Raw genomic sequence first — 14,985 nt, forward strand, 5'->3', positions numbered from 1 at the left:
CAATCCTGGTTTTCTTGCTGTTACCGTCTGCCCAATCTACTTGAGTCCGGTGGCCTGGGAGGCCGGACCCTCCCACGGGCTCACGGGATTTCCCATCCAATAGGTTCCGGCCGGAACGGTCTCGCCCCGCATGACCAACGACGCCGGTCCTACCGTTCCGCCGTCGCCCACACTTGCGGCGGGGAGGATGACGCCGTGCGGACCCATGGTGGCACCGGCCCCAAGCGTTACGGTGTCGATGCTCATGACGCGGTCGTGGAACAAATGGGTTTGGACCACGCAGCCCCGGTTAACGGTGGAGTTCTCGCCGAGGGTCACAAGGTCGGCCTCGGGAAGCCAATAGCTCTCACACCAGGTTCCGCGTCCGATCTTGGCGCCCAATCCCCGGAGCCACCACACGAGGGCGGGGGTTCCGGCAGCTGAGCGGGCGAACCAGGGTGCGCTGACCATTTCGATGAAGGTATCCACTACCTCGTTGCGCCAGATGAATGAACTCCACAGGGGGTGTTCACCAACCCGGATAGCGCCTACCAGCACCCACTTGGCGACGATTGCGCTGAGGGCTGCCACAGCTCCGGCTGCCAGCATGACCACTCCGCCCAGCAAGGCCGCGGCCCAATAACCCCAACTGCCGGCAATGAGGTCGAACACCAACATCACGCCTACGGCGATGGCCACCGTCAGAATGACGGGGACAACGCGGCACAGTTCCCACAGTGCACGGGCGAGCTTGAGCTTGCGTGGAGGCTGGAAAGTGCGGGTCTGGTCTGCGTCTACGGCGGTGCGTCGCAAGCGGACGGGTGGGCTGCCCAGCCACGAGGTTCCGGACTTTGCTTTGGCCGGGGTGGCGGAGAGAACTGCCACCAGCGAGTTCTTGGGAACATTGCGTCCGGCAGCGGTCATCCCGGAGTTGCCCAGGAAGGAGCGCTTGCCGATCTTGGCCGGGGCGATCTTCATCCAGCCGCCGCCCAGTTCATAGGAGGCCACCATGGTGTCGTCCGCCAGGAAGGCGCCGTCCCCGATGGTGGTCATGCGGGGGACCAGGAGGACCGTGGACGCCTCCACGTTCTTGCCCACTTTGGCGCCGAGCAGGCGGAGCCAGATCGGCGTGAACAGGCTTGCGTAGATGGGGAAGAGAAGGTCGCGGGCCATGTCCAGGAGGCGTTCGGTGGCCCAGACCTGCCATCCCACGCGGCTCCGGACGCGGTAATAGCCTTCCTCGAGGCCAAGTCCTAGAAGGCGGGCAACGATCAGGATGAGGAGGAGATTCGCAAAGAACCATGCCAACGCGGCCAGCGGGAGGGCCGTCAGGATCTGGGGAATGGCGCTTTCGAGGGATGCGTGCCCCCGGATGAAGGCGAGAATCACCAGTGCGCCAACGAAAGCCGAGACGTAGGGGATCAGTGCCAGCACCGCAGAAGCACCGGCGAAGGCGGAGAACCAGAGCCTGTCGCCCAGGGTCCGCTGGTGCACCATTTCGGGCCATTCGTGTTTGGCTTTGCCCCGCCGCTCGGCGGGTGAGCCGGCCACGAGGTGCCCGGACTTGACCTTGCCCAACACGGCCGAGCCGGCTTCGACGTGCGCGCCCGCTCCGATGGTGGCGCCCGGCATCAGGGTGCTGCGGGAGCCCACTACGGCTCCGGCGCCGACGTGGATCTGCCCGATGTGGACGGAGTCGCCATCCACCCACCAGCCGGACAGGTCCACTTCGGGTTCAATGTTTGCACCGCTGCCCAGGGACAAGAGGCCAGTCACCGGAGGCAGGGAATGCAGGTGGACGTCGCGTCCGATCTTCGCTCCGAGGGCCCTGGCGTAGTACGGAACGAACGGTGCGCTGGCCAGGCCGATGGCGCCGGACAGGTCCTGGATCTGCTCCGCGAGCCAGAGCCTCAGGTGGGTTTTCCCGGAGCGTGGGTACGTGCCGGGCTGGACGCCGTGCAGGAGCAGCCGGGCAGCTGCTACGGAGATGGCCATGCGGCCCAGGGGGCTGACGAAGACGAGCCAGGAGGCCGCGATCCACCACCATGAGACCACCGGTGCCGCGGCGAACCCCGCGAAATCGGCGAGGAGGCGGTTGGCGGCCATCAGGTAGGTCAGCCAGCGCATGCCTACAAGGATGTGTAGCGGGACGCCCATGAGGACCTGGAAAATCTGCGACTTAACGGCCGTCGGACGAACGGTGCGCTCAGCGGCGGGACCGGGAGTGCCGCCGTCGGGAATCGACTGCCGGGCCGCGTCGATGAGCGCCCCGACGCGCGGTGTGGCGTAGATGTCGGCCACCGTAATGGTGGGGTACCGGACGCGCAAGGCGGAGACCAGCTGGGCTGCCGCGAGTGAGCCCCCGCCATAGGCGAAGAAATCCGCATCGAGGGAGCCCACAGTGCTGCCCAGGACAGACTCCCACTGCTCCACCACCCAGCGGGCGTCGTCGGGCAGGTTCAAGGGGGCATCGCCGGCTTCGGCAGCGGCTGCGCCGGCCAACGGCCAAGGCAGCGCATGGCGGTCCACCTTGCCGCTGGTTTTTGTAGGCAACGTGTCGACTGTCGTGAGCAGGGGAATCAAAGCTGCGGGCAGATTTTCGCCGAGCGCCTTCCGGGCGTCGTCCAGGTTCAGGCTGACGCCGTCGGACGCGGCGAGGTAGCCCACCAGGATCTGGTTGCCGGCCGCGGTGGTTTGCACGGCAGCAGCTGCACCAGCGACACCCGGCAAGGCTTGGAGGGCGGCATCGACTTCGCCGAGTTCGATCCGCCGGCCTCCGAGCTTGACCTGTTCATCGGCCCGGCCCATGAAGATGAGGCCCTCGGTCTCGAAGCGGACCAGGTCTCCGGAGCGGTAGGCCCGCTCCCAGCCCAGCGTGTGCATGGGGGCGTATTTCTCCGCGTCCTTGGCGGGGTCGAGGTATCGGGCCAAGCCCACGCCGCCGATGATCAACTCGCCCACGTCGCCTTCGGACACCGGAACGCCTGCGGAATCCACGACGGCCAGGTCCCACCCGTCCAGGGGAAGGCCAATCCTGACAGGACCCGGGCCTCCCAAAGGTGCAGCGCAGGCCACCACCGTGGCTTCCGTGGGGCCATAGGTATTCCAGACCTCACGGCCGTCGACGGCGAGCCGTTCGGCCAGTTCAGGCGGGCAGGCTTCGCCGCCGAAAATCAGCAGGCGGACGTTTTCCAGGGCTTCGGCCGGCCAGAGGGCCGCGAGGGTTGGCACCGTGGAGACCACCGTGATGCCGTGGTTGATCAGCCATGGACCGAGGTCCATGCCCGTCCGGACCAGCGCGCGGGGAGCCGGGACCAGGCACGCACCGTGCCTCCAGGCGAGCCACATTTCCTCGCAGGAGGCGTCGAAGGCGACGGACAATCCGGCAAGGACGCGGTCCTGCGGGCCGATCGGTTCGGGTTGCAGGAAGATGCGGGCTTCTGCGTCCACAAAGGCGGCGGAAGAGCGGTGCTTGACGGCCACGCCCTTGGGCGTGCCGGTGGAACCGGAGGTGAAGATGATCCAGGAATCGTCGTCCAGGCCCGGCTTGCCGACGCCCCGGACGGGTCCGCGCGAGGGATCCGTTGTGTTGATGGACAGGCCCGCGCCGATGACCGCGCCCACCTTGGCTTCGTCGAAGACCAGCTTGGCGCGCTCCTCGGGGTCGTCGGCGTCGACCGGAACGTAGGCGGCACCGGCCATGAGGATGCCGAGGATGGCGATGTAGAGCTCATTGGTGCCTGACGGAATGCGGACACCCACCTTGTCCCCGCGGCCGAGCCCCGCCTCGTTCAGGGCCCGCGAGAAGGTGCGGACGGCGGCCAGCAGTTCGGTGTAGCTCAGTGACTTCTGGCCGTCGTCCAACGCTGATGATTCGGGGAAGGACTGTGCAGTCTCTTCCAGGATGTCCACGAGGGTACGTTCGGCGGGTGCTGCTGACGCCCCCAGGAACTGGGGGCGGTAGGCGGCCAAGGCAGGTGAATCCGCGGCCGCGCCAGGTTGATCTATGCTCACCGGCCCAGCTTTACGCAGGAAGGTAAACAATAGGTGTTTGACGTTTCCTGCTTGTCACAATTTGTTGCACGACAGTTCGCCTGGCAGCAACCGAACGTTTCCGGTGGCTAGGGAAGCAGCAGCACCTTCCCGGTGGTTTTGCGGCCTTCCAGATCCCGGTGGGCCTGGGCGGCTTCCGCCAGCGGATAGGTGGCGCCAATCCGCACCGAGAGGGTTCCGTTCGCTGCGGCTTCGAAAATCTCGGTGGACCGCCACCGGCGCTCATGGGTGTTCTGGACAAAGTGGCCCATGGTGGGGCGGGTGACCGAGAGGGATCCGGCTGCGTTCAGGCGCTGGGGATCGAACGGTGGTACCGGGCCGGAGGCTGCCCCAAAAAGCACCAATGAACCGCGGATGCGCAGGCTCTTGAGGGAATCGTCGAACGTGTCCTTGCCGACGCCGTCGTACACAACGTTTACGCCTTCGCCGTCGGTCAGTTCGCGGACCTTGTCCGCGAAGCCGTCGTAGCGCAGCACCTCGTCCGCGCCAGCCAGTGTTGAGAGGTCGGCCTTTTCGTCGGACGAGACGGTGGTAATGACCCTCGCGCCCCGGGCCTTCAGGAGCTGTGTCAGGAGCAGTCCCACCCCGCCCGCGCCGGCATGCAGGAGGACGGTGTGCCCCGGCTCCACGCGGAAGGAGGAATTCATGAGGTAGTGGGCCGTGATGCCCTGGAGGGGTAGCGCGGCCGCCGTGTGGTCATCCACCTTGTCCGGCACGGGCAGTGCCTTCGAAGCGTCCACCAAGGCGTACTCGGCGTACGTCCGGGAGGCCTCCGCCGTGGCAATCCTGTCCCCGACGGCAAAGTCTTCCACGCCCTCGCCCGCGGCTTCCACGGTTCCGGCGGCCTCCGCACCCGGGGTGAAGGGATATTCAACCTTGTAAATGCCGCTGCGCTGGTAGGTCTCGATGAAGTTGACCCCCGCGGCGGCAACCTTGATGAGCAACTGTCCGGGGCCGGGCTGCAGTGGCTCGACGGAGGCGTATTCAAGGACCTCGGGTCCTCCGGGCTGCTGTGCAACGATCGCGTGCGTCATGGTGGCTCCTTAATCCGGGGCGGTCCTTCCGGCGCCCGGTTCCGGTTCCCATCCTAAGCATGCATAAATATCAGCAAGTATGAATAACTTTGCTGTATGCTGGAGCCATGACTATTTCTGTTGCCGTCTCCGGTGCCAGCGGCTACGCCGGGGGAGAAGTGCTGCGCCTGCTGGCGAACCATCCCAACGTCACCATCGGCGCGATCACCGCGCACAGCAACGCCGGTTCCAGACTAGGGGAGTTGCAGTCGCATCTCCATGGTTTGGCCAGCCGGATCCTCGAAGACACCACCGTCGAGAACCTGGCGGGTCACGACGTCGTCTTCCTCGCCTTGCCGCACGGCGCGTCAGCGGAGATCGCTGCCCAACTGCCCGAGGGCACGGTAGTCATCGACGCCGGGGCTGACCACCGCTTGCAGGATGCCGCTGCTTGGGAAAAGTTCTACGGCTCCGCGCACGCAGGCACCTGGCCCTACGGCCTGCCCGAACTGCCTGGCCAGCGTGACGCACTGAAGGGCGCCAAGCGCATCGCCGTGCCGGGCTGCTACCCGACGTCGGCCCTGCTCGCCTTGACGCCCGGGTTCGCCAGCAACCTCCTGCTGACGGACGACGTCGTCATCGTGTCCGCCTCAGGTACCTCCGGTGCCGGGAAGGCCGCCAAGGTCAACCTCATCGGTTCCGAAGTCATGGGTTCCATGAGCCCCTACGGCGTGGGTGGCGGCCATCGCCACACGCCGGAAATCGAACAGGGCCTGTCCAACGCTGCGGGGGAGCCTGTGACGGTTTCCTTCACGCCCACGCTGGCGCCCATGAGCCGGGGCATCCTCACGACGGCGACTGCCAAGGTTGGCCACGGTGTCACCGCGGTGGAGCTGCGGCAGGCCTGGGCCGACGCCTACGACGACGAGCCTTTCGTGCACCTGCTGCCCGAGGGCCAGTGGCCCACCACCAAGTCTGTCCAGGGCTCCAACCACGCAGTGATGCAGTTGGCCTTCGATGCCCACACAGGCCGCGTGATCGTCACGTGCGCCATCGACAACCTCACCAAGGGAACTGCCGGCGGTGCCGTGCAGTCCATGAACATTGCCCTCGGCCTGGATGAAACCGCCGGCCTGAACCTGCAGGGAGTTGCACCGTGACCATTACCGCCCCCAAGGGATTCCGCGCTGCAGGCATCAAGGCCGGCATCAAGGCCTCAGGAAACCCGGACCTTGCCCTCGTCGTCAACGACGGCCCCCTCAAGGCAGCTGCCGCCGTGTTCACCTCCAACCGCGTGGCCGCGGCGCCCGTTCACTGGTCCCGCCAGGTAGTCAGCGACGGCCGGGTGGATGCCGTGGTCCTGAACTCCGGCGGCGCCAATGCCTGCACGGGTCCGCAGGGTTTCCAGAACACCCATGCCACGGCAGAGAAAGTGGCAGAAGTGCTGGGAGTCTCAGCTTCCGACGTCGTGGTGTGCTCCACCGGGCTGATCGGTGAGCAGCTGCCCATGGACAAGATCCTGCCGGGTGTGGAAGCGGCCTTCAAAGAGCTTTCCGAGGAGGGCGGCGCCGCTGCAGCAACCGCCATCATGACCACGGACAGCGTCTCCAAGGAAGCCGTGTTCACCGGCCAGGACGCCGAAGGCAAGGCTTTCACCGTCGGCGGCATCGCGAAGGGCGCCGGCATGCTGGCTCCTGGCCTGGCCACCATGCTGGTGGTCCTGACCACCGACGCGGAAGTCCCTTCCAACGAACTCGACGTCGTCCTCCGGGACGCCACGCGGGTCACCTTCGACCGTGCGGATTCCGACGGCTGCATGTCCACCAACGACACCGTGGTGCTGCTCGCCTCCGGTGCGTCCGAGGCGCTGCCGTCCGCGGAGCAACTGAGTGAAGCCGTTACCAGCGTGTGCGCCGAACTGGCCCGCAAGCTCATCGGGGATGCCGAGGGCGCGAGCCACGATATCGCCATCCGGACCTTCAACGCCGCCAGCGAACGCGATGCCGAAATCGTTGGCCGTTCCGTGGCCCGGTCCAACCTCTTCAAGGCCGCGATCTTTGGCAAGGACCCCAACTGGGGCCGCGTGCTCTCCGCAGTCGGCACCACCGACGCTGTCTTCGAGGCCGACCAGCTCAACGTTTCCATGAACGGAATCCAGATCTGCCGCAACGGCAGCATCGGCGACGACCGCAACCTGGTGGACCTCGAGCCGCGTGAAGTCCTGGTGGAAATCGACCTCCAGGCCGGCGACGCCGAAGCGACCATCTGGACCAACGACCTCACGCACGACTACGTGCATGAGAACAGCGCGTACTCGAGCTAAGGGGTGACCATGACCGCACACACCCGCGAAAACACCTCCATGAGTGCCGCCCAGGACAAGGCCGGAACCCTGATCGAAGCCTTGCCGTGGATCCAGCGCTTTGCCGGAACCACCATGGTGATCAAATACGGCGGCAATGCCATGGTGAACGACGATCTTCGCCGGGCCTTCGCCGAGGACATCGTCTTCCTGCACCACGTGGGCATCCACCCCGTGGTGGTCCACGGTGGCGGCCCCCAGATCAACTCGATGCTGGGCCGGCTTGGCATCGAATCCGAGTTCAAGGGTGGCCTCCGCGTCACCACGCCCGAAGCGATGGACGTGGTGCGCATGGTCCTCACGGGCCAGGTGGGCCGGGAACTCGTTGGCCTGATCAATTCCCACGGACCCTACGCCGTAGGGATGTCCGGTGAGGACGGCGGCCTGCTGCGCGCCGTGCGCACCGGCACTGTGGTGGACGGTGAAGAAGTGGACCTCGGCCTGGTGGGTGAGGTTGTCGGCGTCGATCCCGCCGGGATCAAGGACATTCTCGACGCCGGCCGCATCCCGGTCATTTCCACGGTGGCCCCGGAAATTGTGGACTCAGCCGAAGGTAACGGCTTCCAGACCACGGGCCAGGTGCTCAACGTCAACGCCGATACCGCCGCTGCCGCCGTGGCCTCTGCATTGGGTGCCTCCAAGCTCGTCATCCTGACGGATGTGGAGGGCCTGTACGCCAACTGGCCGGACAAGTCCTCCCTGATCTCCTCGCTGACGGCCAGCGAACTGCGGGACATGCTGCCGCGCCTGGAATCCGGCATGATCCCCAAGATGGCGGCGTGCCTCAAGGCCATCGACGAAGGCGTGGAACGCGCCCACATCGTGGACGGCCGCCTGCCGCACTCCATGCTGCTGGAAACCTTTACGACGGCGGGCATCGGCACGCAGGTAGTACCGGACGAGGAAGTGAACGCATGAGCACCAACGAAGCAGAACTGGTGGAAACCTCCGCCGACGCCATCACGGGACACAGCTCCGGCAGTGACTGGCTGGCCCGTTATTCCTCCTCCCTCATGGGTGTCTTCGGCACACCGCAGCGGGTGCTGGTCCGCGGCGCGGGCTCCCTCGTGTGGGACGCGGACGGCAAGGAATACCTTGACCTCCTGGGCGGCATCGCGGTCAACGCCCTGGGTCACGCACACCCGTTCGTCACCTCGGTGATCGCCAGCCAACTGGCAACCCTTGGCCACGTTTCCAACTTCTTCACGAGCCCCACCCAGGTGGCGCTCGCCGAAAAGCTGCTGGCCGTCAGCCACGCACCTGCCGGTTCCAAGGTGTTCTTCGCCAACTCCGGCACGGAAGCCAACGAAGCCGCCTTCAAGCTGGCCCGCCGCAACATCGGCGACGGCACACGGACCAAGATCATCGCGCTCGAAGGGGCCTTCCACGGCCGGACCATGGGTGCCCTGGCGCTGACGGCCAAGGAAGCCTACCGGGCACCGTTCGAGCCATTGCCCGGTGGCGTGGTCCACATCCCTTTCGGCGACATCGAGGCCTTGCGTGCCGCCGTCGACGATTCCACCGCGGCTGTCTTCCTGGAACCGATCCAGGGCGAAGCCGGCGTGCGTCCGCTGAGCGCCGAGTACCTGCAGGCTGCCCGTGAAGCGACCACCGCGGCCGGAGCGCTCCTCATCCTGGACGAGGTCCAGACGGGTATTGGCCGGACAGGCAAATGGCTGGCCAGCGAAGACGCAGGGATCGTCCCCGACGCCATCACGCTCGCCAAGGGCCTGGGCGGCGGCTTCCCGATCGGCGCGCTGCTGACTTTCGGAAGCACGACGTCGGCCCTGCTCACCGCCGGGCAGCACGGAACCACCTTCGGCGGAAACCCTGTGGCTACGGCCGCCGCGCTGGCTACGCTGCACGCCATCGAAAGCCAAGGCGTCCTCCAGAACGTGCAGGCCGTTGGCCGGCACCTGCGTGAGGGGCTTGCCGTCGTCGAGGGCGTCACCGAAATCCGCGGCGAAGGACTGCTGATCGGCTTCGACGTCAACGCGGACATCGCCCCGGCGATGGTCACGGCAGCATTGGACGCCGGTTTCATCATCAACAGCCCGGGTCCGCGGACCATCCGCTTGGCGCCCCCGCTCATCCTGACCACCGAACAGGCTGACCGTTTCCTGGCTGCCTTGCCTGGGCTTATTGCCACCAGCACAGCCACAGCCACTACAGCTAAGGACGCACAGTGACCACTTCCACCCGGCACTTCCTCAAAGACACGGACCTGACTCCTGCCGAGCAGGCCGAAGTACTGGAACTCGCGGTCCGCATGAAGGCCGCACCGTACAGCGTCCAGCCCTTCGCTGCGGAGGGCAACGGACGCAAGACCGTCGCCGTCATCTTCGACAAGACCTCCACCCGGACCCGGGTTTCCTTCGCCACGGGCATTGCGGATATGGGCGGCAACGCCCTCATCATCAATCCCGGCGAGGCCCAGATCGGGCACAAGGAGTCCGTAGAAGACACCGCCAAGGTCCTGGAGCGCATGGTGTCCACCATCGTGTGGCGCACCGGGGCCCACGCGGGCCTGGTTGCCATGGCAGAAAACTCCAAGGTCCCCGTGATCAACGCCCTGTGCGACGATTACCACCCTTGCCAACTCCTCGCCGACCTCCTGACCGTCAAGGAGCACAAGGGCGAGCTGGCCGGACTGACCATGGCCTACCTCGGCGATGCCGCGAACAACATGGCCAATTCCTACCTGCTGGCCGGTGTCACCGCCGGCATGCACGTACGGATTTCGGGACCGGAGGGCTACCTGCCTGCCGCGGAAATCGTGGCCGCAGCGCAGGAACGTGCTGCCGAAACCGGTGGTTCGGTGCTGATCACCAGCGATGCGGCGGAGGCCCTTAAGGGTGCCGACGTCGTTGCCACCGATACTTGGGTGTCCATGGGGCAGGAAGCGGAGAAGGAGGCCCGGATGCAGCTCTTCCGCGAGTACTCCGTGGACGAGTCCGCCATGGCGCAGGCCGCACCGGACGCCGTGGTGCTCCACTGCCTCCCGGCCTACCGCGGTTATGAGATCTCCGCAGGCGTGATTGACGGCCCGCAGTCGATCGTCTGGGACGAGGCGGAGAACCGCCTGCATGCCCAGAAAGCACTCATGGCCTGGCTCATGCACCGATCAGGCCTGGCGTTCGTCGACGGACTGGCCCCCGTCGAAGGAGCCGGCGAGAGCACGTTCTAGTGTCCACCAATCCTTCGGTGCCAGGCGCCAGCCCGGCCACCAAGACCGCCCGCCAGGCCCGCATCACTGCCATCCTGACAGGCGAGTCCGTCCGGTCGCAGGCAGAGCTCGCGGCCCTGCTGGCGGACGACGGCGTCCAGGTCACCCAAGCGACGTTGTCGCGCGACCTGGTGGAACTGGGCGCTGTGCGGGTCCGCGGAAAGGACGGCGCGTTGGTCTACGCCGTTCCCGGCGAAGGGGGAGACCGGAACGCCAAGAGTGGCGTCACCCAGGAAATCCTGGATGCGCGACTCACCCGGTTGTGCGGGGAACTGTTGGTGACGGCCGAGGCTTCGGGCAACATTGCGGTGCTTCGGACGCCTCCAGGGGCGGCCAACTTCCTGGCCCTGGCGATCGACCACTCCGTGATGCCGTCGGTATTGGGTACGATCGCAGGCGACGACACTGTGATGTTGGTGTCCCGGGATCCTGACGGCGGTGCGGAACTCGCTGCCCGCTTCCTGCGGTTGGCCGAAGAAGCCGGACCGGGTAACTGACGTATTTTTCTTCAAGCATTAGATACAAACAAGCAACACACAAAGGAGCACTCTCGTGACTGAGCGCATTGTTCTGGCCTACTCCGGTGGCCTCGATACGTCCGTAGCAATCGGCTGGATCGGTGAAGCCACCGGCGCCGAGGTCATCGCCGTCGCCGTTGACGTTGGACAGGGCGGCGAGTCCCTGGAGACCATTCGCCAGCGCGCCCTTGGCTGCGGTGCCGTCGAGGCCTATGTTGCGGACGCCCGCGACGAGTTCGCCAACGAATACGCCATGCCCACCCTTAAGGCCAACGCCCTCTACCAGGGCCACTACCCGCTGGTCTCGGCTATTTCCCGCCCGGTCATCGTCAAGCACCTGGTCAAGGCCGCCCGCGAATTCGGCGCAACCACCGTGGCACACGGCTGCACCGGCAAGGGCAACGACCAGGTCCGCTTCGAAGTGGGCATCCAGACCCTCGGCCCGGACCTGAAGTGCATTGCACCCGTCCGCGACCTCGCGCTGACCCGCGACAAGGCCATCGCCTTCGCCGAGGAAAAGGGCCTGCCGATCGAGACCACCAAGAAGAACCCTTACTCGATCGACCAGAACGTCTGGGGACGCGCCGTCGAGACCGGTTACCTCGAGGACATCTGGAACGCTCCCACCAAGGACATCTACGACTACACCGCCACCCCGGAATTCCCGCCGGCACCGGATGAGGTCACCATTTCCTTCCAGGCCGGTGTCCCGGTTGCCATCGACGGTGTGAAGGTCACCCCGCTGCAGGCCATCCAGGAACTGAACCGCCGCGCCGGCGCCCAAGGCGTTGGCCGCATCGACGTCGTCGAGGACCGACTGGTGGGCATCAAGTCCCGCGAGATCTACGAAGCTCCGGGTGCCATGGCGCTGATCACGGCCCACAAGCACCTCGAAGACGTCACCATCGAGCGTGAGCAGGCCCGCTTCAAGGCAACGGTTGGCCAGCGCTGGGCCGAGCTGGTCTACGACGGACAGTGGTTCTCCCCGCTCAAGCGCTCCCTGGACGCCTTCATCGAAGACACCCAGAAGTACGTTTCCGGTGACATCCGCATGGTCCTCCACGGTGGCCAGGCAATCGTCAACGGCCGTCGCTCGGACACCTCGCTGTACGACTTCGACCTCGCCACCTACGACACCGGCGACACCTTCGACCAGTCCATGGCACGCGGCTTCATCGAGCTGTGGGGCATGTCCTCCAAGGTTGCCTCCGGCCGCGACCTGCGGGTTGCGGGCGAGTAATGACGTCGGCAACTAACGAAGGTGCACTGTGGGGCGGCCGGTTCGCCGGCGGTCCCGCGGATGCCCTGGCCGCACTGAGCAAGTCCACGCACTTCGACTGGCGGCTGGCCCGCTACGACATCGCCGGTTCCAAGGCGCACGCCCGTGTGCTGGCCAAAGCCGGACTGCTGGATGATGCCGAACTCGAAGGCATGCTTGCCGCGCTCACCCAGTTGGATGAGGATGTTGCGAGCGGCGCCTACCTGCCGGCCGAAAGCGATGAGGATGTCCACGGTTCGTTGGAACGCGGCCTGATCGAGCGTGCCGGAGTCCAGCTCGGCGGCAAGCTCCGCGCCGGCCGTTCCCGCAATGACCAGGTAGCAACGCTTGGGCGCATGTTCCTGCGCGACCACGCACGGATCATTGCGCAGGGCGTCCTGGCCACCATCGATGCCCTGGTTGAGCAGGCAAAGGCGCACCCGGGCGTGGCCATGCCCGGCCGCACGCACCTGCAGCACGCCCAGCCTGTCCTGCTGAGCCACCACCTGCTGGCCCACGCCTGGGCATTGCTCCGCGACGTGCAGCGCCTCCAGGACTGGGACAAGCGTGCCGGTGTTTCGCCATACGGTTCCGGCGCCTTGGCTGGTTCTTCGCTCGGCCTGGATCCTGAGGCGGTTGCTGCCGACCTCGGTTTCTACTCGGCAGTGCACAACTCGATCGACGGCACCGCTTCCCGCGATGTCTTCGCCGAGTTTGCCTGGGTGTCCTCCATGATCGGTGTGGACCTGTCCCGGATCTCCGAGGAAGTCATCTTCTGGGCTACCAAGGAGTTCTCCTTCGTGACGCTGCATGATTCCTACTCCACGGGGTCATCCATCATGCCGCAGAAGAAGAACCCGGACGTCGCCGAGCTGGCCCGCGGCAAGGCAGGGCGACTCATCGGCAACCTGACCGGCCTGCTGGCCACGCTCAAGGGCCTCCCGCTCGCGTACAACCGCGACCTCCAGGAGGACAAGGAGCCGGTGTTCGACGCCGCAGACACCCTGGAACTGCTGCTTCCTGCCGTCTCCGGCATGATCGCTACGCTCAAGTTCAACACCGAACGCATGGAATCCTTGGCGCCCCAGGGCTTCGCCTTGGCCACGGACATTGCCGAGTGGCTTGTCCGCCAGGGCGTGCCGTTCCGCGAAGCCCACGAACTCTCCGGCGCTGCCGTCAAGCAGGCCGAGAGCCGCAACGTGGAACTGTGGGACCTCACTGACGAAGAATATGCCGCGATTTCGGAGCACTTGACGCCCGAAGTCCGCTCTGTGTTGAGCACGGAAGGTTCGCTCAACAGCCGCAACTCGCAAGGCGGAACGGCACCGGCCGCCGTCGAACGCCAGCTTGCTGCCCTTGAAGCGGAACTGGACGCTGCCCGCGCTTACGCGTCCTAGCGGTTCTCCTCCCAGAGCGGGATGGTGCCTCCTGGCGCCATCCCGCTCTGCGTTTAAGTGTGCGTTAGCATGGCGCTATGACCCAGATCACCCCTGAAACGCTGCCCGCAGAGCTTCACAAAGCCGCCGGCACCGTCACGCGCCTCCTCGCCAAGATGGACGAATCGTCCCTAGCTGGGGCCTCGGAACTGCCCGGCTGGACCCGCGGCCACGTCCTTGCCCACATCACCGGAATCGCGAAGGCCATGGCGCGCCAACTGGAGTACGCCCGGCGGGGCGAAAAGATCGAACTGTACGACGGCGGCATGGAAGGCCGCACCAAGGCGATCGAATTGGCGGCGGGACACAGCCTCGCGGAGCACACGGCTTCCGTCACCGCTGCGGTGGAGTCGGCGGTTGGTGCGTTCGACGCTTTGGAGCCGGACGACTGGCAGGCTCGCATCACCTATAGGGACGGTACAGTGCTCGACGGCGGGCTGGCGCTGTGGCGCGAACTGGTCATCCATGCCGCGGACCTGGGGCTCGGATACGGCCCGGAGACGTGGAGCAAGCCCTTCTGTGAACACCTTTTCGGCTTCCTGGCTGCACGGGTGCCTGAGCAGTACAGGTTTGTCCTCCAGCCCACGGGCCTCGCTCCGCAGGCCATCGGCAACGGGGGTACCTCCATTGCCATCACGGGAATGCTGACGGATATCGCTGCTTGGCTGGCCGGCCGCGAACCAAGCCTCGGTTCCCTCCGAGCCACGGCAGCCGCAGATGGTGTGGACCTGCCCGAGCTCCTGCCCTGGCCCGCCGGCGTCCCCGCCCAGCCCCAAGCCCCGGCCCGCTAACCCCCACCCCCACCCCCAAACCCCCGCCCCCAAACCCCAAACCGCCACCCCCAAACCCCCGCCCCCAAACTCCAACGCTCTCTCACGTAATCGCCCTTTTCGGGAAACCCTCTCTCACCGAATCGCCCTTTTCGGGAATCCCTCTCTCACCGAATCGCCCTTTTCGGGAATCGCTCTCTCACCGAATCGCCCTTTTCGGGAATCGCTCTCTCACCGATCGCCGGTTTGGGTGGGTCCCTCTCTCACTTGCTTCAGGGTCTGTCCGATAAACGGTGTGTGGGTTCCGGCGGTTTTCATTAGTTGGTGGTTCTTTCGAATCGTCCGGCGAACGTGATGGCGAACGCGTTGA

Annotated in this window: 11 protein-coding genes; 9 read left to right on the plus strand and 2 right to left on the minus strand. The window is 65.9% G+C overall.

The window, feature by feature from the left end:
* Positions 1 to 36: 36 nt before the first annotated feature.
* The gene (locus ACH488_RS10585; RefSeq protein ID WP_397324061.1) at positions 37 to 3,993 is read right to left on the minus strand and encodes a Pls/PosA family non-ribosomal peptide synthetase; all 3,957 of its coding nucleotides are present in this window, start codon (positions 3,991 to 3,993) and stop codon (positions 37 to 39) included.
* 107 nt (positions 3,994 to 4,100) lie between these two features.
* The gene (locus ACH488_RS10590) at positions 4,101 to 5,066 is read right to left on the minus strand and encodes a quinone oxidoreductase family protein (protein WP_397324062.1); all 966 of its coding nucleotides are present in this window, start codon (positions 5,064 to 5,066) and stop codon (positions 4,101 to 4,103) included.
* Between the two features lie 107 nt (positions 5,067 to 5,173).
* Here ACH488_RS10590 and argC point away from each other — a divergent pair, with 107 nt between their 5' ends.
* From argC to ACH488_RS10635, 9 genes are all read left to right on the plus strand, one after another.
* Positions 5,174 to 6,205 carry an N-acetyl-gamma-glutamyl-phosphate reductase gene (argC, locus tag ACH488_RS10595; protein WP_397324064.1) on the plus strand — a complete coding sequence of 344 codons (1,032 nt, stop codon included), beginning with the start codon at positions 5,174 to 5,176 and terminating at the stop codon, positions 6,203 to 6,205.
* A complete protein-coding gene (gene argJ / locus ACH488_RS10600) occupies positions 6,202 to 7,368 on the plus strand; it encodes a bifunctional glutamate N-acetyltransferase/amino-acid acetyltransferase ArgJ (protein WP_397324065.1) in 1,167 nt (388 codons plus the stop codon). Before argC ends, argJ begins: the two co-directional genes overlap by 4 nt.
* Positions 7,369 to 7,377: 9 nt before the next feature.
* Positions 7,378 to 8,325 carry an acetylglutamate kinase gene (argB, locus tag ACH488_RS10605; RefSeq protein WP_397324066.1) on the plus strand — a complete coding sequence of 316 codons (948 nt, stop codon included), beginning with the start codon at positions 7,378 to 7,380 and terminating at the stop codon, positions 8,323 to 8,325.
* Entirely contained in the window at positions 8,322 to 9,596 is a 1,275-nt protein-coding gene (locus tag ACH488_RS10610; RefSeq protein ID WP_397324068.1) for an acetylornithine transaminase, read from the plus strand. Before argB ends, ACH488_RS10610 begins: the two co-directional genes overlap by 4 nt.
* Positions 9,593 to 10,594, plus strand: a complete 1,002-nt coding sequence (argF, locus tag ACH488_RS10615) for an ornithine carbamoyltransferase (protein ID WP_397324069.1) — start codon at positions 9,593 to 9,595, stop codon at positions 10,592 to 10,594. Before ACH488_RS10610 ends, argF begins: the two co-directional genes overlap by 4 nt.
* Positions 10,594 to 11,130 carry an arginine repressor gene (locus ACH488_RS10620; protein ID WP_397324071.1) on the plus strand — a complete coding sequence of 179 codons (537 nt, stop codon included), beginning with the start codon at positions 10,594 to 10,596 and terminating at the stop codon, positions 11,128 to 11,130. The genes argF and ACH488_RS10620 overlap by 1 nt, the downstream gene beginning before the upstream one ends.
* A 55-nt stretch (positions 11,131 to 11,185) precedes the next feature.
* Positions 11,186 to 12,391: an argininosuccinate synthase gene (locus ACH488_RS10625; RefSeq protein WP_397324072.1), complete on the plus strand. Its 1,206-nt coding sequence runs from the start codon at positions 11,186 to 11,188 to the stop codon at positions 12,389 to 12,391.
* A complete protein-coding gene (gene argH, locus ACH488_RS10630; RefSeq protein WP_397324073.1) occupies positions 12,391 to 13,806 on the plus strand; it encodes an argininosuccinate lyase in 1,416 nt (471 codons plus the stop codon). Before ACH488_RS10625 ends, argH begins: the two co-directional genes overlap by 1 nt.
* A gap of 77 nt (positions 13,807 to 13,883) precedes the next feature.
* Entirely contained in the window at positions 13,884 to 14,636 is a 753-nt protein-coding gene (locus ACH488_RS10635) for a maleylpyruvate isomerase family mycothiol-dependent enzyme (protein ID WP_397324074.1), read from the plus strand.
* Positions 14,637 to 14,985 lie beyond the last annotated feature (349 nt).

Origin of the sequence: Paenarthrobacter sp. NPDC018779, from assembly GCF_044391085.1 — a bacterium.
GTDB lineage: Bacteria > Actinomycetota > Actinomycetes > Actinomycetales > Micrococcaceae > Arthrobacter.

Excerpts from the sequence above, each read along its gene's own strand:
- ACH488_RS10590 (WP_397324062.1), bottom strand. The coding sequence starts at position 5,066 with ATGACGCACGCGATCGTTGCACAGCAGCCCGGAGGACCCGAGGTCCTT.
- argC (WP_397324064.1), top strand. The coding sequence starts at position 5,174 with ATGACTATTTCTGTTGCCGTCTCCGGTGCCAGCGGCTACGCCGGGGGA.
- argB (WP_397324066.1), top strand. The coding sequence starts at position 7,378 with ATGACCGCACACACCCGCGAAAACACCTCCATGAGTGCCGCCCAGGAC.
- ACH488_RS10610 (WP_397324068.1), top strand. The coding sequence starts at position 8,322 with ATGAGCACCAACGAAGCAGAACTGGTGGAAACCTCCGCCGACGCCATC.
- argH (WP_397324073.1), top strand. The coding sequence starts at position 12,391 with ATGACGTCGGCAACTAACGAAGGTGCACTGTGGGGCGGCCGGTTCGCC.
- ACH488_RS10635 (WP_397324074.1), top strand. The coding sequence starts at position 13,884 with ATGACCCAGATCACCCCTGAAACGCTGCCCGCAGAGCTTCACAAAGCC.